18 protein-coding genes are annotated in these 20810 nt (G+C 45.3%); 3 read left to right on the forward strand and 15 right to left on the reverse strand.

Annotated elements, in window-relative coordinates; all coding sequences use genetic code 11:
- Positions 1–88 precede the first annotated feature (88 nt).
- Positions 89–706 carry a transcriptional repressor LexA gene (lexA, locus tag AB4114_RS00420; RefSeq protein ID WP_056620907.1) on the forward strand — a complete coding sequence of 206 codons (618 nt, stop codon included), beginning with the start codon at positions 89–91 and terminating at the stop codon, positions 704–706.
- A gap of 70 nt (positions 707–776) precedes the next feature.
- Here the strand turns inward: lexA and AB4114_RS00425 are convergent, their stop codons facing one another.
- From AB4114_RS00425 to AB4114_RS00475, 11 genes are all read right to left on the reverse strand, one after another.
- Positions 777–2015, reverse strand: coding sequence for an aminopeptidase (locus tag AB4114_RS00425; protein ID WP_441986631.1), 1239 nt, complete (start codon positions 2013–2015; stop codon positions 777–779).
- Positions 2016–2674: 659 nt separating this feature from the next.
- Positions 2675–4003 (reverse strand): type I glutamate--ammonia ligase, encoded by a 1329-nt coding sequence (gene glnA, locus AB4114_RS00430; protein WP_171630981.1) that lies wholly within the window; start codon positions 4001–4003, stop codon positions 2675–2677.
- A gap of 56 nt (positions 4004–4059) precedes the next feature.
- Positions 4060–4470, reverse strand: coding sequence for a MerR family transcriptional regulator (locus tag AB4114_RS00435; RefSeq protein WP_047676992.1), 411 nt, complete (start codon positions 4468–4470; stop codon positions 4060–4062).
- Positions 4471–4565: 95 nt separating this feature from the next.
- The gene (locus AB4114_RS00440; protein WP_441987041.1) at positions 4566–5786 is read right to left on the reverse strand and encodes a methionine gamma-lyase family protein; all 1221 of its coding nucleotides are present in this window, start codon (positions 5784–5786) and stop codon (positions 4566–4568) included.
- Between the two features lie 31 nt (positions 5787–5817).
- Positions 5818–7146 (reverse strand): GTPase HflX, encoded by a 1329-nt coding sequence (hflX, locus tag AB4114_RS00445; RefSeq protein ID WP_441986632.1) that lies wholly within the window; start codon positions 7144–7146, stop codon positions 5818–5820.
- A gap of 210 nt (positions 7147–7356) precedes the next feature.
- Positions 7357–8622, reverse strand: a complete 1266-nt coding sequence (efeB, locus tag AB4114_RS00450) for an iron uptake transporter deferrochelatase/peroxidase subunit (protein ID WP_441986633.1) — start codon at positions 8620–8622, stop codon at positions 7357–7359.
- A gap of 19 nt (positions 8623–8641) precedes the next feature.
- Positions 8642–9808 (reverse strand): imelysin family protein, encoded by a 1167-nt coding sequence (locus tag AB4114_RS00455; protein ID WP_441986634.1) that lies wholly within the window; start codon positions 9806–9808, stop codon positions 8642–8644.
- Between the two features lie 26 nt (positions 9809–9834).
- Positions 9835–11322, reverse strand: a complete 1488-nt coding sequence (locus tag AB4114_RS00460; RefSeq protein ID WP_441986635.1) for an FTR1 family iron permease — start codon at positions 11320–11322, stop codon at positions 9835–9837.
- Positions 11323–11506: 184 nt separating this feature from the next.
- On the reverse strand, positions 11507–12484 hold the full coding sequence (locus tag AB4114_RS00465) for an AAA family ATPase (protein WP_056620891.1): 978 nt from the start codon (positions 12482–12484) through the stop codon (positions 11507–11509).
- A gap of 120 nt (positions 12485–12604) precedes the next feature.
- Positions 12605–13612, reverse strand: coding sequence for a lipoate--protein ligase (locus tag AB4114_RS00470; protein WP_441986636.1), 1008 nt, complete (start codon positions 13610–13612; stop codon positions 12605–12607).
- Positions 13613–13631: 19 nt separating this feature from the next.
- Positions 13632–14105, reverse strand: coding sequence for a GNAT family N-acetyltransferase (locus AB4114_RS00475; RefSeq protein WP_441986637.1), 474 nt, complete (start codon positions 14103–14105; stop codon positions 13632–13634).
- A 122-nt stretch (positions 14106–14227) separates the two neighbouring features.
- On the opposite strand from AB4114_RS00475, the gene AB4114_RS00480 reads away from it, so the two are divergent.
- On the forward strand, positions 14228–15034 hold the full coding sequence (locus AB4114_RS00480; protein ID WP_441986638.1) for a GNAT family N-acetyltransferase: 807 nt from the start codon (positions 14228–14230) through the stop codon (positions 15032–15034).
- Between the two features lie 34 nt (positions 15035–15068).
- Positions 15069–15935, forward strand: coding sequence for an SDR family oxidoreductase (locus AB4114_RS00485; RefSeq protein ID WP_441986639.1), 867 nt, complete (start codon positions 15069–15071; stop codon positions 15933–15935).
- 54 nt (positions 15936–15989) lie between these two features.
- On the opposite strand, the gene AB4114_RS00490 is transcribed toward AB4114_RS00485, so the two are convergent.
- From AB4114_RS00490 to AB4114_RS00505, 4 genes are all read right to left on the reverse strand, one after another.
- Positions 15990–16703, reverse strand: coding sequence for a YdcF family protein (locus AB4114_RS00490; protein WP_441986640.1), 714 nt, complete (start codon positions 16701–16703; stop codon positions 15990–15992).
- 5 nt (positions 16704–16708) lie between these two features.
- Complete coding sequence (locus AB4114_RS00495) at positions 16709–17368, reverse strand: alpha/beta hydrolase (protein WP_441986641.1); 660 nt, start codon at positions 17366–17368, stop codon at positions 16709–16711.
- A gap of 44 nt (positions 17369–17412) precedes the next feature.
- Positions 17413–18150: a peptidylprolyl isomerase gene (locus AB4114_RS00500; RefSeq protein WP_441986642.1), complete on the reverse strand. Its 738-nt coding sequence runs from the start codon at positions 18148–18150 to the stop codon at positions 17413–17415.
- 77 nt (positions 18151–18227) lie between these two features.
- Positions 18228–20807: a PBP1A family penicillin-binding protein gene (locus AB4114_RS00505; protein ID WP_441986643.1), complete on the reverse strand. Its 2580-nt coding sequence runs from the start codon at positions 20805–20807 to the stop codon at positions 18228–18230.
- Positions 20808–20810 lie beyond the last annotated feature (3 nt).

Consider the following 20810-nt stretch of genomic DNA (forward strand, 5'->3'; position numbering starts at 1 on the left):
GTCAACCGTTTTTCGAACTTATGTTTGTACGAACTCGGGTTCTATGTTATACTTTGGGTAATGATTCCCAGTATTGGAGTGATATCTTATGAGTAAAATTTCGCAGCGTCAACAAGCAATAATGGAATTCATTAAGAACGAAGTGAAAGATAAAGGTTACCCGCCTTCCGTTCGAGAAATCGGCGAAGCAGTTGGACTAGCCTCTAGTTCTACTGTGCATGGCCATTTGGAACGTCTTGAGAAAAAAGGCATGATTCGTCGAGATCCAACCAAACCGCGTGCAATTGAAATTCTAGGGCTTGATGGTGCTGAATCCCAATTCGCCGTCTCCGTCGCTCGTGTTCCCCTTGTTGGTAAAGTAACGGCTGGTGTTCCTATTACTGCCACTGAGAATATCGAAGATTATTTCCCTCTTCCTTCAAGCATGGTTGGTGATAACAACGTGTTCATGCTTAGCATTATGGGTGACAGTATGATTGAAGCTGGTATTCATAATGGCGACTATGTCATCGTTAAACAGCAACAAACAGCGAATAACGGTGATATCGTTGTCGCAATGACAGAAGATGATGAAGCTACAGTTAAGCGTTTCTACAAGGAGAAGGATCATATTCGCCTACAACCGGAGAACTCCGCTTTACAACCAATTTTATTGAAAAATGTAACGATCCTTGGTCGTGTCATTGGTTTATTCCGAGATATGTAAGAACGGCAGACACCACAAAAAAGCAAGGCTCCCAAAGTGGATTTACACTTGAGAGCCTTGCTTTTTGCATTTAAAACGTCAATACCCAGTTCCCCGCACGGAAGATCGGTTCGATCGTCCCATCTGCAAGTTCACCATCGATTTCAAGCTCAGCAGAACCAATCATGAAATCCACATGAATCAAGGAGCTATTCCCTCCGCGAGCCTTCAACTCTTCATTCGATAACTTGGTGCCATCCTTCAAATTAATCGGATAGCAGCTACCCAGCGCTAAGTGACAGGAAGCATTCTCGTCGATGCCTGTGTTGTAGAAAATACGATTTAAATTGGAAATCGGGGAATCAAACGGCACGAGTGCAACCTCACCTAAATACCTCGCGCCTTCATCCATATCAAGTAATCGTGCCAAATGGTCATAACCAACTTCCGCTTGGAAGTCCACAACCTTGCCCGCTTCGAATGTAAAGGTAAACCGGTCCACTAAGGCACCATTAATATTCAAAGGCATTGTACTCGCTACCGTACCACTAACACCTGTTCGGTTTGGGATGGTGAACACTTCCTCCGTTGGCATATTCGCTACATAACGGATACCGCGAGCGTTCACATTATCCCCACCTAGCCAAATGTGTCCTTCTGGCAGTTCAACACGCAAATCCGTACCCGTTGCTCGATAACGTAGAGCTTTATAGCTTCTTTCATTCAATAAGCTATGTGTGGCCTTCAGCGTATCCAAATGGGACTGCCAAGCTGCTACGGGGTTCTCTTCATATACACGGTTAATTTGGAAAATAGCATCCCACATCGCAGGAATACGCTGCTCCTCTGGCAAATCCGCATACACAATCGAAGCCCAAGCTTCAGTTGGTGCTTTAATTAAACACCAGCTAAATTCACCCGTACGCACATAGTGCTGATACTTGGCTCTTGCCGTTGATGCGGCTTTGGAAGCTCTTGAAATCAGACTGGCATCAATGCCATCGTACAGATTCGGATTCGGTACCTTAATGTTCAATAAGGCCCCTCCGTTTTCAACAAAACGTTCAAGCATCGTCGTATACCACTCCGGGTAGTAGTCCATTGAATCTTCTGATGCATAATCAAATTTATTTCGCGTAACGACATCATCCTGCCAATGCACATGGACAAAGTTTGCGCCAGCCTCATACGCCTTCTGAACGATTAATCTTGTTAAATCCAATGTTTCTATGGGAGCTTCAACCAACAAATCTTGGCCTTTATTCAAGTTAACCCCGATTCGAATCACTAACTCTGCATACTTTTCTAAATTTCGATTGAAATTGTCCATAGTTCAATTAGTCTCCTTCGCGTTAAAAAGCCCATCAGTTCATTCTATGCGTGACCGACGGGCGTTAAGTATCTAGTTGTCCTTCTTATCATACAATACCCCCTTAGAGGTTGGCAATGTAGCATGAACAGCATTCGATAAGGAGATTTAAGGAGATTTCTGTCAAAGCCGCTCGTGGATACGTGTTATGAACTTCGGGAATGTCAACATTCTTTGTGGAAGAGAGTGGTACGAACGCGTATTCTCGTCACACAGTCGTTTTTAGCAGAGGTGTAGCTTAGATTGGCTAGTGTAATGCTGCACAAACTTGAATTAACTGGAAAATATACAGTTATTATCGATGAATTTCCTCGAAAACTCGTTTTAGATGGAAAACATGTAGGTAATTCTGCCACTTTTGTTCAAATCGAGTAATATGGTTAAAATAAACTGTAGGTAATCCATCTATTCTGGATTTGATCGTAAAATCCAGAATTTTAACTGTAGAAAATCCATTTATTTGCCGGAACACGAGATAATTACGAAACTCGCTCCCCCGCAACTCTACTCGCAACCAACCTACCACACAGCACCACGCCCAATGGGGAAGCATCGCTCACCTCAAGCAGTGTCAAAAAGTAAAACCCTCAACGCTTTCAGCGCCGAGGGTTTCAATCATTTTAGTACAGAGACAGATATTGATCTCTCTCCCATTGGTGAACCTGAGTACGATACATATCCCACTCAATTTCTTTCAATTCGTAGAAATGCGCTAGCGCATGCTCACCAAGTGTGTCGCAAACGACATCGTCACGAAGCAACTCGTCTAGTGCTTGTTTCAAGTTAAGAGGCAAGCTAGGAATGCCTTCAGCTTCACGCTCTTCTTCCGTCATCACATAAATGTTGCGATCTGTTGGCGGAGGAAGCTGCATTTTGTTCTTAATGCCATCCAAACCTGCTGCAAGCATAACCGCAAGTGCAAGGTAAGGATTTGCCGCTGGATCCGGGTTACGAACTTCAACACGCGTGCTTAGACCGCGGGAAGCTGGAATCCGAATCATTGGGCTGCGGTTACTTGCAGACCAAGCTACATAGCAAGGCGCTTCATAACCAGGAACTAGACGTTTATATGAGTTAACCGTTGGGTTCGTAATCGCAGCGAAAGAACGCGCGTGACGAAGTACACCAGCCATATATTGTCTTGCAACCGTGCTCAAGCCTAATTTGTCGCTCTCATCGTAGAATGCATTCGTCTCACCTTTGAACAAGGATTGGTGACAATGCATACCAGATCCATTCATTCCGAACAATGGCTTCGGCATAAATGTAGCATGCAAACCATGCTGTCTAGCTACCGTTTTCACAACTAGTTTGAACGTTTGGATTTGGTCAGCAGCTTTAATCGCATCTGCATATTTAAAGTCGATTTCGTGCTGGCCTGGCGCTACTTCATGGTGAGAAGCTTCGATTTCAAAGCCCATTTCTTCCAGCGTTAGCACGATATCACGACGGCAGTTTTCCCCAAGATCCATCGGTGCCAAATCGAAGTATCCACCTTGGTCATTCAATTCCGTTGTTGGATTACCTTTATCATCTGTTTTGAACAAGAAGAATTCCGGCTCAGGTCCAACGTTCATTGCTGTGTAGCCCATTTCTTCTGCTTGCTTCAACGCATTTTTCAAAATGGCGCGTGGATCTCCAGCGAACGGCGTACCGTCCGGCATATAGATATCGCAGATCAAACGAGCAACTTTGCTCTCCGTTACCCATGGGAAAATAACCCATGTATCTAGATCGGGATACAAATACATATCCGATTCTTCAATTCGCACATACCCTTCGATGGAAGATCCATCGAACATCATTTTATTATCAAGCGCTTTCTCAAGCTGGCTCAAAGGAATTTCAACGTTCTTAATACTTCCCATCAAGTCTGTGAATTGCAAACGGATAAAGCGAACGTTTTCAGCTTTGGCAATGCGAAGAATATCTTCTTTGGAATAGTTAATGTTGTAGCTCACGTGTGCATTCTCCTCTCAACTGTTAAGCGTTTTGACAACCGATTTTACTTGTAGAATCTGGACAACTGTCCCTGAATTAAGGAAACCTGATCCGGGCGTTTACCTCCGCCAATCAATTGTTGCTTCAGCATTTTGTGCAATTGAGAGTCGGTTAATTCTTTCCGCTTCACTTCAGTGTGCTCGTTTAGAATCGTTGCATCCTCTGAATCCTTATCCACAGGGATAAGAACTTGCTTGATACCCGCAATGTTCACACCTTTTTCAATCAAATCTTTAATCTCAAGAAGACGTTCCACGTCATTAAACGAATAGAGCCGTTGATTTCCAGCTGTTCTAGCTGGGATGATTAATTCGTGTTGCTCATAGTAACGAATTTGTCTTGCTGTTAGATCTGTCAGCTTCATGACGATCCCAATGGGGAATAACGCCATATTTCTACGTATTTCATCACTCATGCTAATCACTCCTGGTCAGTAAGTACCTCACTCTCATTGTACCTTTCTAACAAAAACGTGTCAAGGAGTGTCAGGTTTGTTCACAGTTTGAATTTTCACAGCAATCCCTTGTCTTCCATATGTTGGATAGCGGTTAGTACACCTAACTTGCAATGTGAGTAGGTCAAGCCGCCTTGCATATAAGCGATAAAAGGTTCACGAATCGGAGCATCCGCTGACAGCTCTAAGCTGCCACCTTGGATGAACGTCCCTGCTGCCATGATAACAGGATGCTCATACCCAGGCATGTCCCAAGGCTCGGGTACGACATGCGAATCGACAGCAGATGCCTTCTGAATGCMTTGCACGAACGTAATCAAATGTTCCGCGGACGTGAAGCGGATCGCTTGAATTAAGTCCGTTCGCTGCGCATCCCAGCGCGGTGAGCTGACAAATCCGAGGTCTTCGAATATCGCTGCCGCGAAGACCGAGCCCTTGACGGCTTGCCCCACCAAATGCGGGGCAAGGAATAGCCCTTGAAACATGGCTCGAGTAGCGCCGAGCATGGCCCCAACCTCGCCCCCAATGCCGGGGGCGGTCAATCTGTACGCGGCGAGCTCCACAAGGTCGCGTCGCCCGGCGATATAGCCGCCGGAAGGGGCGATGCCGCCGCCGGGGTTCTTGATCAGTGAGCCGGCTATCAGATCGACGCCAACCTGCGTCGGCTCCTGCGGCTCTGTGAATTCACCATAGCAATTGTCCACGAAGACAATGAGCTCTGGGTTGATTTCTTTGACAAATCGGACCATCTCGCCGATTTGCTCAATCGTGAACGACGGCCGCCAGGAGTAGCCGCGTGAACGCTGGATGCCGATCACCTTCGTGTTCGGCTGTATGGCTGCCGTGATTGCCGACCAATCCGGCGAGCCGTCTTCCAATAGCTCGACTTCACCGTAGCCGATGCCGAAGTCTTGCAATGAGCCTGTGCCATCACCAGGCTTTCCAATGACCTTGTGCAACGTATCATAGGGCTTACCTGTGATGTAAAGTAGTTGTTCGCCAGGACGCAGTACACCGAACAAAGCTGTACCGATCGTATGTGTCCCCGATACAAAATGTGGGCGAACTAGTGCTGCTTCTGCTCCCATTGCATCTGCATAGACGAGGTCAAGCACTTCCCTGCCTCGATCATTGTAGCCATAACCTGTTGAAGAAGCAAAATGATAATCACTTACTTTATGTGTTTGGAAAGCACGTATGACCTTCCATTGATTGAGATCGATAGTTTTCTCAATTTGACGAAAAGCGCTCTCTACACGCTGCTCCGCCCTTTCCATTCTGGCCATAACTTTTTCCCCGAAATGCATCTTAGTTGCTCTCTCCCTCGTTCTCATCCTGCACTTGCTTCGATACTGATTGATCATAATCTACCAGTAAATGAGCTTGTTTCACATAATCCTCCGTGTTCACTCTTACCTTGAAGACCATGTCTTCCCCATCCACATCCGTCTCCAGCACCTCGCCAATACGGTACATGAGGGCGATAATATCCCCTTTGTTGGCTGGAATGCGGAACTCTTTGCTATCTCCCATCAGCTTATCTTCAATCGTAAAACGAAGACGTTCTAAATCCTCAGGTGCGTAAGCACTCACCTTCATGAACTCGCCTTGGTCAGACAGCAATTCCCGCTCTTCTTTTGAGATAAGATCAATTTTGTTGAAGACAGTAATCTGTTCCTTTTGATGGGCTCCTAACTGCTCTAGTACCTCTCCAACAACACGCATTTGTTCGTTACGCATATCCGTAGAGCTATCCACCACATGCAGAATCAAATCTGCCTCATTCGCCTCTTCTAACGTGGCGCGGAACGAAGCGACTAGATCATGGGGTAGATTTTGAATAAAACCTACTGTATCTGTGAGGACGATTTCCTTGCCGCTTGGCAATACCATTGTCCGAGACGTCGGATCTAAAGTAGCGAATAGTTGGTTCTCAATATAGACGTCTGCTTGTGTTAATTGTTTCAATAACGTAGACTTCCCTGCATTGGTGTACCCAACTAAAGCAACTTGAAATACACCGCTTTTCTTACGACGTTCACGATGCAGAGTACGATGACGCACAACTTCTTCCAKCTGCGCTTTCAGTTCGTCAATACGTCCCCGGATATGCCGGCGATCCGTTTCCAGCTTCGATTCACCGGGACCTCTTGTCCCGATACCGCCACCTAAACGCGACAAGTTTTTGCCTTGTCCAGACAGTCTAGGCAAGAGATAGCTTAACTGCGCTAATTCTACCTGGATAATGCCTTCACGTGTTTTGGCACGCTGTGCGAAAATATCCAAAATGAGCTGTGTACGATCGATAATTTTCACATCAAGTGCTGCTTCCAGGTTACGAACCTGTGCACCCGATAGTTCCTGATCGAAGATCGCCGTATTCCCGCCAAGCTCTTCCAACATCAGCTTTAACTCTTCAACTTTCCCTTTCCCAATAAACCACTTGGTATCCTTAGCTTCTTTGTTCTGTGTCATCGTGTCCAGCACTTGAACGCCAGCCGTTTCTGCCAGTTTTACAAGTTCTTGCAACGAATATTCTGCCAGCAGCTCATTTTTCTTCTGCTTCTGTGTAATCAAACTGACGAGCACCGCTCTGTCGTCGATTTCTTTTTCTACCATATGTGAAGTTGTTTTCATAGTCGTCTCCTTTACTTCCCGCAAATTGCTTAAAATGACGGAAATAAGGCCTAATTGGCCTATACCTTCATCATTGTGGAGGAAATGATTAGGAAAGTCAATTTGAGACACAGGAAAATTCGATTATAACGATCTTGCTAACAAAAAACAGGGCATTCACACAAGTAGATCACTCTACTCGAGGAATAACCCTGTTCCAACTTCTTTATTTCATTCAAACAATGTCTGCCCAAGATAAGCACCTTTCGCAGAAACCCCTGGCAATACAGCAAAATACCCTCCGCCAGTCGTATCCGTATAGGCCAGCATTTGATCCGGCATTTTCGGATTCGTTAAGCGTTTCTGGATCGATTCGAACTGAGTTTGGATATTCCGATTGAAGCACACAAACAACAATCCGGCATTCATGCGACCTACGTTGTCCAGGTTTTCCATAAAATTATATCCGCGCCGCAAAATACGTTCACGCTCAGAATTTTCACCAGTGCGTGGGTTAGATAACCGTATATGCGAGTCCAAAGCCGTCACCTTGCCTTCGGCGTCTGCGGCAAACTGCGGCGTATCGAATTCAGCTTTGCCATCCATGGGTGCTCCAGATACCTTTTGACGGCCAATGATCTCTTCTTGATCCGAGTAGGTTTGTTGATCCCATGTTTCGATTCGCATATGAATGCGACGAACAACCATATAGGTTCCGCCTGCTAACCACGGTGCGCTATCMTTATCGCTAGCATCAATCCAGACGTTATTTTTCATAAAAGTCTCATCTTGTAAGGCAGGGTTAGCCGTACCATCCTTAAAGCCAAATAAATTACGTTTCGTTCCTTGCGCTTTCACGCCAAGTTGACCTGTTTGCTGCCAACGCAAGTGAGCAACGCCTCTAGCCGCCTTCGTTAAGTTGCGAATCGCATGGAAACAGATAATCGGATCGTCAGCACATGCTTGAACAACAATGTCCCCATGAGTCAATTGCTCTTGAAGTGAATCTTTATGAAAGATCGGCATCTCGGTCAATCCTGCCGGTTTACGGGAGCGAAGCCCGAAACGGTCAACACCTTCTTTTTCAAAAAGAGAAGCCCCTACAGCAAATGTAATTGTTAATTTCCCAGTATCAAGACCAAACTGCTCGCCTGTATCCATTGGTGGAAAAGCCCCATCCTGCGGCTCCACAGCTAACGGTTTACCTGCCATCAAGGTGGCAGCCATCTCCGTCCACTGCTTCATAAGTGCTTGCAGTTCTTTCACATCACTAGTCGTTACATCAAAAGTCGCCACATTAGCAAAATTTTGTGCAGGTGTGACAACTCCTGTTTGATGGGTGCCATAGAAAGCCAACGTCTCACTAGTCGTGGTAGCGGTAGCTTTATTCGTTGGAATGGCGGCTTGTGCCTTCCCCAACAAATCTCCCAAAACAACGCCCGCCGCACCCGCAGCGGTCATTCCTAAGAAGGTTCGACGATTCATTTTGTCCGACATACCACTTAACCTCATCCCTTTATTTACTTAACGTTCCTGGCATCTTCACAAGCGGTTCAGCCAAAGCTTCTAACTTATTTTTCAAATCGACTTGTTTGGCTTGTTCTAATTTACCGAAATCATTCCATGTTGGGCCAACAGGCGAAAGTGTGTTCATCGTTTCGATAACGGCTGCTAAGCTCTTACTGATTTTCTCATCCAACGCCGCATCTTTCTTCTTCAATTCAGCTTTAACCAGATCATAGATTGCTTGAGCGCCTTCTACATTTGCACGGATCACCGGCACTGTCGCACCGCTCCAACGCTCTTCTTCACCTGTAATTTTGCTGGATTGCGCTTCTTCCATCAATTCTCCAACGCCTGCGATAAAATCTGTAGGAGCAATCGTTGTTGCTGCAATCGCTTGTTGCATTTTCTTACCATCTTCAAGCAAACGTGCTGCAAATGGCTCGGCATCCTTCATGTTTTTCTTCACAAACAATAAGTATTCAATTCGGTGATACCCTGTAAAAGCAGGATCCTTCTCGTTTTTAAAATCATCCACACGCGCATCCATCACACCGTCCAGCTCACTGAATGTTTCGATGATTGGCTCAATTCTCTCATACGGCATACGTGCTAGTCCATATGCTTCTGTTGCTTTTTTCATATCACCGCTTTTAATGGCTGTATTCAGTTGATCGAGCACTGTCACCAGTTGGTTACCTTGGTCTTGCACATATTTATTGTAAGCTTTGGCGGCATCCTTCAGCGCAGTAGAAGCTTCAATGACGTCTTTATTAATAGCACCTTTGTTATTTGCAAAAGAAGTTGTCAACTCCGTCAACGCCGCTTTTAAATTCGTATTCAGAGCCGTTAGCGTAGGGAAATCCAACTTATCTTCTTTTAACCCCGCTTCAAGAGGTGTCAAAAACTTTTCAACTTTAAAATATAATTCAGGGAATTTAGGCTTTACTTCATCCTCGAAGCTTGCCCATTGATCTTCCAGCTGGTCGGMAAGTTTCTTTGCATCCTTGACTTTCGACGCATCTAATTGACCCTTCAAACTATCGACACTTGTTACTAAAGTCGTTGAACCCTCTTTAAATGGCACTTTTGCGACCTCAGTTGGCTCTGATTTCCCACAACCTGCGAGCACAAGTGTAGTTGCTGCTGCTAAAATAATAAGTTGTTGACTTTTTTTCATGGGATAATCCTCCACTTTTCTTTAAATTAGGATTTATTGTTTACTAACATATTTCTGTTAGAAATGGTTTTAAGACGATCCTTGATCACTGCAATGAGGGCCAGAAGCAATAGGAGGAACTGTGGGATTGCGCTCTCTAAGGTAGGATATAGAGCAACGGCATCCCAGCTTGGCAGCCAATCGGCTGTAGTTGCGGGCAAATAACCGGCTAATTGAAGTCCATGAACGCCCATCCCTGCAAATTTGAAGCATAAGTAGAAAACAAAAACACTTGAAATTAAGAAAAAGGGACGCATCGGGATACGAAGTCCAATTTTCAGAATCAGAAAAGCAATAATGAGCAACGAACCTACACCAATCCCGATTCCACCAAGCAGCGAAGCCAATGAAATGGAGGAGGCCATCCCAATCATAAAGAGGACCGTTTCTGTCCCTTCACGGAAAACAGCTAGAAAAGCAAGCACGCTAAGCGAAGCCAGGCTGCCAGTTGCTAATGCTTTGACACTTTGATTACGAATATAAGATTGCCAATTGGAAATACTTGACTTGCTATGCAGCCAATAGCTCATATACAGGAGCATCAGAGCGGCAAAAATCCCCGTACATCCGGCAATTAGAAAGTTGTTATTCCCAAACGCACTCGCCGAAAATAACTGTTGCACCACAATGCCCAGTGCCATGCTGACAACGAGTCCCCCATACACGCCAAACCAAATCCATTTTTTCTTGTCTTCGTGGCCAGCCTTTTTGAGAAACCCAAGTAACGCAATAACGACTAGCAAGGCCTCAAGCCCTTCCCGAAGGATAATCGTCGTGGCATCAAGCATGGAGTAGCTTGTCTTTGCTGCCAAAGGTTGTAAATCGGCATGCATCCGACTAATCGTCACAGCGGCATCCGAAAGTTGAGCCGGACTAGCTGAAAGCTGAGCATACGCTGTTACCATGTCTCGCTCCATGGAGGTGTACACGGCTGAGGACTGTGTCAATACGATTCCCTCAATAAGCAACCAAGAGTTACGAAGCGTTTGAATACTCTCGGAAGCTCCCTCAATATCCTTCTCCTTCACTTGATCAGATGCATTCTCCAACAAAGTTACTAGCGATGAAACGGTTACTTTACTATCGTTATTCGCAGAAGACCCGAACGCAGAGAGATCTCCTTCTATGAAATAAGCGTTCAACTTATGTAGATCCTTCAACTTCGCCGCAAGTTTCTGAGCATCGACAGGCTGTTTCATCGTTTGCAGCGATGCTTCGCCCATTGCACCTTCGATTTTCTGATATGCTGCCAAGGATTGCGCCTTAATGCCTTCCTCATAGTTCAGCCAATTGATTTGAAAAGCTTCAAACAACTTCGTCGCTTGCTCGATATTTCCGCTTTCTGCAGCTTGAATTGCACTTACGATGCCTGCATCTTCCTTGGCTAGATCATCCTGAGGCTTGGCACAGGCGATCAATGGTACTGATAGAAACAATAAAATAGCGATCCAACTGGCTAAAACAACTTTCCGCATACATGACAACTCCTTTGGAGTGGTGAACATTACACGCTCCAACTTTTATTTAGAAACAATATTGATAATCATTATCAGCAAAATAGTTACTCTGTATATTTTACTCTGATCCTCTAAACTGTCAATTACTTTCCCATAAAAAAAAGCCAATTAACTTAAATAAGTTAATTGGCTCTTGGATCTGTCATTTAAATTTCACATCTTCCGGACGAATCGACATCAGCTCAAGTTTGGATGGTGCGTTCACATATTGACTTAACAATCGTACAGCTTGATGCCGCATCGCTTTCTCCAAAATATTCCGAACATACCTCGCATTGCTGAAAGAACGCCAGGTCATCGCCTTCTCCTCGGCTAGGTGTTGCTTTAGCTTCGCTAATGTTTGTGGCAGCAGGACATATTCCCGATCCTTCGCCATCAACTCCGTAATTTGGATCAATTGATCAATGGCATAATCCTCGAAATCAATTTGAATCGGAAATCGTGAAGGAAGTCCAGGGTTCGTTGCTAGGAATTGCTCCATTTCTTCACTATATCCTGCTAGGATGAGGATGAAATCATTTTTCTTATCTTCCATTCCTTTGACTAGCGCATCAATCGATTCCTTGCCAAAATCTTTTTCACCGCCACGTGCCAAGCTATATGCTTCATCAATAAATAGGACGCCGCCCATCGCTTTTTTCATGAGTTCGCGCGTTTTTAGTGCAGTATGTCCAATATATTCACCTACGAGGTCTGCACGCTCCACTTCAATGAAATGCCCTTTACTCAGTACGCCCATCGCATGAAACATACGACCTAACAATCGTGCTACCGTCGTCTTCCCAGTTCCAGGGCTGCCCTTGAAAATCATATGGTACACATGAGCATTGCTCATAAGTCCGGCTTCAACTCGAAATTGAGAGATCTGCAGCAGCGCATAAATTTCATGCACGAGCTCTTTAACATTTTCTAAACCAATCAGCCCATTCAGCTCTTTGAAAACATCCGATAGCGGACCCTCCATTGGCGTCCTTTTGCCAGAGATCATCGGCTCGGCGTCGGCAAGGGGCGAAGCGCCTGACTGCCCACCGGATCCCTCAACAGTTCGCCGCTGACTGCCAGGTTCCGGCTGCCGTAAAACGATGTTGATTTGTCTGGATGGCAAGCTTCTACCACTCATGAGGATCACCTCGTTTACTTGATGGTTTATTAGTGCATATCCACCATCCTACGCTTGTAAACGCCATTTTAGACCGCAGCCTCTGTCCGAATACAGTAGTCTCTGCTTATTTACATGGAATTATGTCAAAGTCAGCATAAGTAAGGCCACGAATGTCTCCTTATCCAAAGCTCCGAAATAGCGTCTCAGTTCCACTTCTGCCAATCGTTCACGAACTGCACTTTCCTCATACCGCGTGCCAACCAGCATTTGTTCAAGTTCAGCGACATCATGGGCACCGAAGAAATCACCAAATATTTTAACATGCTGCAAATGACCTTCTTCGATGTCTAAATGAATATCCAATCTGCCAACGCCTTCAATTCTTTTGGCATGTTGAACAGTGCTTTTAGGTGATTTCCCATAATTCCAATCCCAGTTCTGATAGCGTTCTTTCGAAATCTGATGAATCTGCGCCCAATCTTCCTCTGTTAGCTTATAGCTAGGTACTTGTTCAGCATCAACTCCGAAAATAGAACTAAGCAACTTAGATCGAAACTCTGCCATCGTAATCGGTTCTTTCAGAAATTCCACAATATTCGCGACCCGACTACGGATCGACTTAATACCTTTGGATTGAATTTTATCGGGATCAACGCGAAGTGCTGAAACGACATTCTCTATTTCCGAATCGAATAAAAGTGTCCCATGACTGAACATTCTTCCCTTGGTGGAAAATTGCGCATTGCCTGAAATTTTGCGTTCACCAACTTGAATATCATTGCGCCCTGTTAATTCAGCTTGAACCCCAAGTGAATGCAAGGCTTGGGCCACTGGCGCCGTAAACTTCTGAAAATTATGAAACGAATTCCCGTCATCTTGGGTGATGAAGCTGAAATTCAAGTTCCCCAGATCATGATAGACCGCACCTCCACCAGACAATCGACGAACCACATGCAGGTTATTCGCTTTCACATACTCTGGATTAATTTCTTCCAGTGTATTTTGGTTTTTGCCAATGATGATCGAAGGTTCGTTTATATAAAAGAGTAAATAACTCTCTCCCGCTGGGAGCTTACGCAAGGCGAACTCTTCAATAGCCAGATTAATTCTCGGATCCGTGATTCCTTCATTATCTATAAAAAGCATAGGTAATCTCCTTCTATTTCTATAAATTTGTCGTAAGGGTGCGGTTTAATGTCTGCATGCCAAGGGATGCATAGAAAAGCAACGCTCGTTCATTAAATTCCCAAACATTTAACTCAAGCGATTCGGCTTCGCGTGCTCGTGCCCAATCAGCAGCAGCCTGATAAAGTCTTTTGCCAATTCCTTGACGTTGATGTGTGGAGGCAACGGCAAGTTCATTTAAATAAGCATATTTACGCGGCACAAGTGCTTCATAGTTTGGACTTTGCTTCATCTCTAACATAGCGACACCGACTACTTCCTGTCCAATCTCTGCAACGATAATCTCTTTGTCCGCTCGATCAGAGAAGCTTCGATACCAACCCATCGCAACAACATGATCAAGTTTGGCAAATCGGTCTGGCAATGCCTCGGCATGTTCTTCCTGACCTTCACGGATGATCGTATTCACAGCATCATAGTCCTCCCATGTGGCCGTTCGCAATCGTAGTTCCATCGTCAACTCCCTCTCCAAACACTACTTGTAAGATCTTCGCAAGTTCAACAATTTTTAGTTTGAATTTTTATGCATTAAATTGTATATTTATGTAATGCTTTTCGAGAATGGAGGCACTTTTCATGCAAACAGAATATGATTTTTTCGAATATCTTGATCGTGTAGCTGCAAATACTTGGCCTGCTGAAAGTAACACAATGATTGATCAATGGCTCATTCGAGCATCAAACGGAATAACGAAACGCGCAAACAGCGTGTTTGCTATTGGCTCTTACCCTCGTGATGACAATTGGTTATCGCATGTTGAACAATTTTACCATAGTCATGGGTTACCTGCTATTTTTCATGTTAGTTCTGCTTCTCCTGATCAATTGGACAGTTTGCTGCAAGACCAGGGCTACGAATTAGATACTCCTTGTTACATGATGACAGCTGATTCCCAGCAAGTGGCTTCACACGCTGAAGAACGCATAAAGAAGCAATATCCTTCAGCACTGGATCTTGAATTAGAAATTACACAATCCGTAACGAAAGAATGGCTAGATGCTTTCCTCTTCTTAGAGCAGTACCCGGAGGAACGTCGAAGCTTTTATCAAGGATTAAGTGACCGAATGCCGTCCCCGAAAGCCTTCATTACACTGAAAGATCATGGCCAGATTGTCGCACTTGGCACAGCTATCGTTGAAAGAGAATGGGCAGGCTTTGTGAATGTGATCGTACACGCAGAACACCGCGGCAAGGGATACGGCTATGCCATTCTTCATGCCATGACAGCATGGAGCATTACACAAGGCGCAACGCAGCAATATTTGCAAGTAATCGCCAACAATGTGCCCGCAGTTACGTTATACGAGAAACTTGGGTACCAAATGAAATATGGCTATCATTACAGAGTGAAGTATGATTTGGCTGATCTTGTATCATCCTAACTAAGAATTTCTTAGGATGAAAGGAGCCGATTACATGACTGCCACTAAGGAAAAACCTGTTTTCCCATCACAGCATCAGAACCATCAGCCCGGCATCGAATCGGAAATGAAGCCACTACCCGAATTTGAGAATGCGAACTATAAACCCGCTGGTAAACTGAAGGATAAAGTTGCTATCATCACTGGAGGTGACAGCGGCATAGGGCGCGCTATTGCCGTGGCTTACGCCAAAGAAGGTGCCGATGTGATCATCGTCTACCTGAACGAGCATAAGGACGCAGAAGAAACACACCGTCATGTGGAAAAGGCGGGTCGAAAGTGCCTACACGTCGCAGGTGACATTGGTGAAGAGAGCTTTTGCAAGCAAGTTGTTGCGCAAGTCGTCAAAGAGTTCGGCAAGCTCGACATTCTGGTGAACAATGCGGCTGAGCAGCACCCTCAGAAAAGTATAACGGATATTACGTCAGCGCAGCTTGAACGTACGTTCCGAACGAATATTTTCTCCTACTTTTATATGACGCAAGCCGCCCTTCCTCATCTAAAGCCAGGTAGTGCGATCATAAACACCGCTTCGATTACTGCTTACCACGGTCACGAACAATTAATTGATTATTCATCAACGAAAGGTGCGATTGTCACCTTCACGCGTTCGCTCTCCTTGCAATTGAACACCAAAGGCATTCGGGTGAATGGTGTAGCTCCTGGGCCCATCTGGACACCGTTAATTCCATCCACCTTTACAGCTCAGGAAGTTGAAGTCTTCGGATCTACGACACCGATGAAACGGGCCGGACAGCCCAGTGAATTGGCACCTAGCTATGTGTTCTTAGCCAGTGAAGACGCCTCATACATGGCTGGGCAAATTCTTCATATCAACGGTGGAGCCATCGTAAATGGCTAAATAAAAGAAAGCATGACAAGCAGCGGCATTTCCCGCTTCCCTGTCATGCTTTCTTCATTTCAGTCCGAGCTTCAATTGCAGTTTGGTTAAATACCAATTCGTGTAAGCTAGCGTTTCTCGCGTATCATGGTAAGGCATGAAGAGCACTTCTGACTTGGCCCCGGAGACTACCGGATCTTTGAAACCTATCGTTTCTGCAATATCAAGTGAACGAGAGCTATGAAACTTATGGGTGATAATAATTGAGCTAACAAGCGACTTCTCGTCCATAATTTGCTTACTAAACAGTAAATTCTCATAGGTACTCGTTGCCTTAGGCTCAAGTAGTATGCTTGACTTAGGTAAGCCATTCTTCACCAAATAGTCCCTCATGCCCTCAGCTTCAGTCAGCTTAGAACCATTATGATCCAAACCACCAGATACAATAAGCTGCTTGAAACGCCCCTGCTTGTACAACTCCACAGCCATATCCAKCCGCTCTTGCAGCCCAGGACTTGGGATATCATTACGCAGGGAAGCTCCCAATACAATGCCTACATCAACTTGCTTAGGCAAGCTCGATTGACTGGGGCCTAACTGTACTTTCCACTGAATAAACACAACCCAACTCACCAGCAAGGCAAAGGAGATCAACACGAATTGAAACGTCCTTACAAATATGCGGTACAACTTAGATGGTGTTTTCCCTTTTGAAGTGCTTGCCTTCTTCTTCGTTGGTGCAGGTACGATGGCGCGTTGTTTTTTGTTCATGCTAGGCTTTGCCGGCATCCTTCCTACTCCTTATCCAGAAATGTACTTACCTGCCGAAATAAGGCTGGGGCGTCCTCGCTCAAACAGATTAAATGATCTGATTTGGCGTGCCAGTGAAGCTCTCGCTGCCCTCTGAGCTTGCTATATATATACCGTGCACTCTGCGGATGAATCACTTGATCTCGTTCCGCTTGTGCAATAAGGGTAGGCTTATTGACAAGGCTAAGCTCCGGCTTCAGATGTCGGACAAGCCTCGTAAACTGCCAGGTCGCCACCAATGGTGTTGATTTCCCCTTGATGAAACTAATTTTACGTTGATACTTCCATTCCTCACGAAGGACGTTCAAGAGCCGGCCTGGACTCACATAAATGACCGCCGTGTTTAGCAGAATGAGTTTACGAATAGGGTAACGAACCGATAAGTAGGCTGCCAATAGACCTCCCATAGAAAATCCAACCATATCAAAGGAGCCATAAGTCTCTGTCATTTTGGCCGCATGCCATTCGGCTGCCTGCACCCAATCTTCCCAACGCGAAGCGTGAAGCTGATGACGGCATTCTCCATTCCAAGGTAGGATTGGCACCTCACACAGCTGTCCACGCTCTCGTAAATGCCGAGCTAACGGCTCAACCTCATAAGGTCCACCTGTAAATCCATGGAACAATAGGCACGGTTGTTTCATGAGATCCACTCCTATCTTTTGATGAAAGCGTTGTTTATGTTAGTTTATTTTTCTTTGATTAAAATGGTGTTAATCGTTACCTTCTCTTTTGGCTTACTTGGGGTGGATTCTCCACCCATTTCCACTGGTGTTTCTGCAATTTTCGTAATTGTGGCCATACTGTCTGCTGTGACTTTTCCGAAAATTGAATAATTCGGCGTACTGTTCAAATTCGCGCAATCCGTACCCGAACAAATGAAGAATTGGCTGCCATTTGTATTCGCACCTGAGTTAGCCATTGCCACAGTACCCGGTTCATACTTATGCGTTGTTTTCAGTTCATCAGCAAATTTATAGCCTGGGCCCCCTCTGCCTGTCCCTTGCGGATCTCCCGTTTGGATCATGAAGGTTTTGATAATACGATGAAACGTAACGTTGTTATAAAAGCCCTCTTTGGACAAAAAGACAAAGTTATTCACCGTTTTCGGTGCTTCTTTGGCGTACAAGTCGATTGTAAACGTCCCTTTCGACGTTGTTACTTCAGCCTGATATGATTTGTTCGTATCAATCATCATATCTGGGGCTTTGCTCCATTGCTTGCCTGCTGATGCCGATGTCGATGCCGCAGGTGTTGCTGTTGCTGTTGCAGATGATGTTGGTGCTGTAGTGTTAGAAGCAGGCGTTGCCGTGCCGCCAGTTGTTTCCGTAGGTTTATTGCCGCACGCGGATGCGATTAGGGTTAATGTAAGCAAGGAAGCAGTGATTAGCGTTTTGGACTTCATGGATTTAGTGGCTAGTTTCATTGAATGGTCCTCCAGTTTGAATTTGTTTGATGGAGCTATAAGGCCCTTTCTGGGCCTTATTATGCTCGCAATGCTAGTTAATTACCGATCTTCAGTTTCTCGTCAATCGGCTTATTTACCGGTGATGGCGTCGGCGTTGGACTCGGTTTTGGACTTATGGATGGGCTAGGTTCTGGTGTTGGGCTTGGACCTGTTTCCGTTCCTGTGCCAGGTTTAATCGTTGCTCCTGGAGTTGTCGAAGGGCCTGGCTTCCCGCTAGGTGATGGGGATGGATTAGGATTATCCCCCCCGTTCCCAGGCGATGGTGACGGCGAAACCGATGGGGATGGTGATGGAATACCACCATTCGGAAGCGAATCATCCTTCGGAATTTCAACAGTCGCGATATTCGACTTCGCACCTGGTGTATTCGATTCGTTCGCCAGCGGAACCACATAATATTGATAGGTTTCACCGCTATTTATTGTCGTGTCCTCGACCAGCACTTTAGGTGTTTGAACAATCATTTTCGCTTCAGCCTCAGTCGCGCCTTTACGATACACTTCGTAGCTAACTTTCTCTCCCAGAGATGTCCATGCAATCTTAACACGCTTTGACTCCGGTATATAAGTAGCCGTAACATCTGAGATTCCACTAGGCGGTTCCTTCAAATCTTCCACATTGGCAGGCTTAACGAAGTTTGTAATTGGCTTGCCGTCTAGAGCTTTGGACATGACAGTCTTGAAAATGGCGGCAGTGCTGCCGCTACCCACCGTCACATAATGTTTGGAATCGACTTTATCGAAGCCTTCCCATACGGCCGCAGTCCATTCAGGGGTATAGCCAACGAACCATACATCTCGATCGTACTGTTCAATGCCCTTAATATCAAGTCCTGTTGACCCTGTTTTCCCAGCAACTGGACGATTGAACTTCGCTTTCACACCCGTACCGCCCGTCTCCACAACACCTTGCAGCAGCAGGGTCATATAGTAGGAAGTCTTTGGCTGCATAACTTGCTTTTTCTCAGGCTTATAAGCGGCAATTTCTTTACCTTGGGCGTCTGTAATGCGCAAAATGGCATGTGTTTTATTTTGCGAACCTTGGTTTGCAAAAGCTGTATAGGCTCCAGCCATTTGCAATGGCGATACACCGTCAGTAAGACCACCTAGCGCAATCGCTAAATTCTTATCTTTCTGTGGATTTAAGGTGGTTCCTAGTTTATTCGCAAATGCAATCCCCGTATTCACACCGATTTGGTTTAATAACCAGACAGGTGCAAGATTGTAGGATTTCTTAACGGCATCGAACATAGTAACCTGGCCATGTGTTTGGCGATCATAGTTTTGTGGTGTGTACGATCCGAAAGACGTCTGTGTATCATCTAACAACGAATACGGTGTATATTTCCCACTATCTAAAGCAGGTGCATAGACCGCAATTGGTTTAAAAGACGAACCTGGCTGCCTTTTAGAATAAACACGGCTGAACCCTTTTGTTTTATAATCCCTGCCACCGATTAATCCCATGATACCGCCGGTTTTATTATCCAGTATAACCATGGAGCTTTGAATTTTCTGACCATCTGCTGCATCCTTTTGGAAGAAACTCGGATCTGCGTAGGTTTGCTCGATGGTTTGCTGAGCTTTAATATCCATCGTTGTGTAAATACGGTATCCTTTGGTTAGTAGCTCATCTTCTTCAATACCGTACATGTCCTCTGCTTCATTAACCACATAGTCCACGAACGAAGCATACTGTTTCGTCCCTCCCGTACTTGTCGATACAGGCGGCACGTAATCGACATCAGCGGCTTTAGCACGCTCAGCCTCCGTAATATAACCCTGATCCGTCATCAGCCGTAGGACAACTGCTCGACGTTCTTTCGATAAATCAGGGTGGGTTAATGGCGAGTAGCGGGAAGGTGCTTTGGGTAGTGCGGCAAGTGTCGCCATTTCCCATACTTCCAATTCGTTCAAATTGGATTTGTTAAAGTAAACCTTGGCTGCTGCCTTAATCCCGTAAGCGTTACTTCCGAAGAAGATTCGGTTCAAATATTTCTCCAGAATTTCATCCTTCGTAAATCGCTCATCCAACGCAAATGCAATCGACATTTCCGTACCTTTCCGGAAGGCTGTTTTCTCTGAGCTTAGGAATACGTTCTTGGCAAGCTGTTGCGTGATCGTACTGCCACCTTCAACTGCAGACATATGAATAATATCTGTGACAAGCGCACGCCCGATAGCTCTCAAATCAACACCTGAGTGTTCATTAAAACGACGATCCTCCGTGGCGATAAAAGCTTGCTTCAACCGTTCCGGAACATCTTTGATATTGACGCTTTCCCGATTTTCACCGCGATAAATTTTGGATATCTCCGTGGCAGGTTTTTCTTTCCCATCCTTATCTTTCCCTTCCTCTTGCGCATAAATAAGGGTCGACTCTGTTGTGGAACTAATTTTATCAATATTTGCATCCAGGATTTTGAAGCCGCTCATGATGACAACAATATATATCCCCGTTGCGCAAATCACAGCGACAATTGCGGCAATGATGGAACCCATAATGAGCTTACGTGCATTGAATTTTTTCTTCTTGGGGCCCTTGTTCTGGCTTGGTTTAGACTCCCTTGGCTTGGTTTGCGGCGCGGATGGATGTCTCGTAGGTTTCTTATCCAAATT

It is taken from the genome of Paenibacillus sp. 2RAB27 (assembly GCF_052115445.1).
GTDB lineage: Bacteria > Bacillota > Bacilli > Paenibacillales > NBRC-103111 > Paenibacillus_E.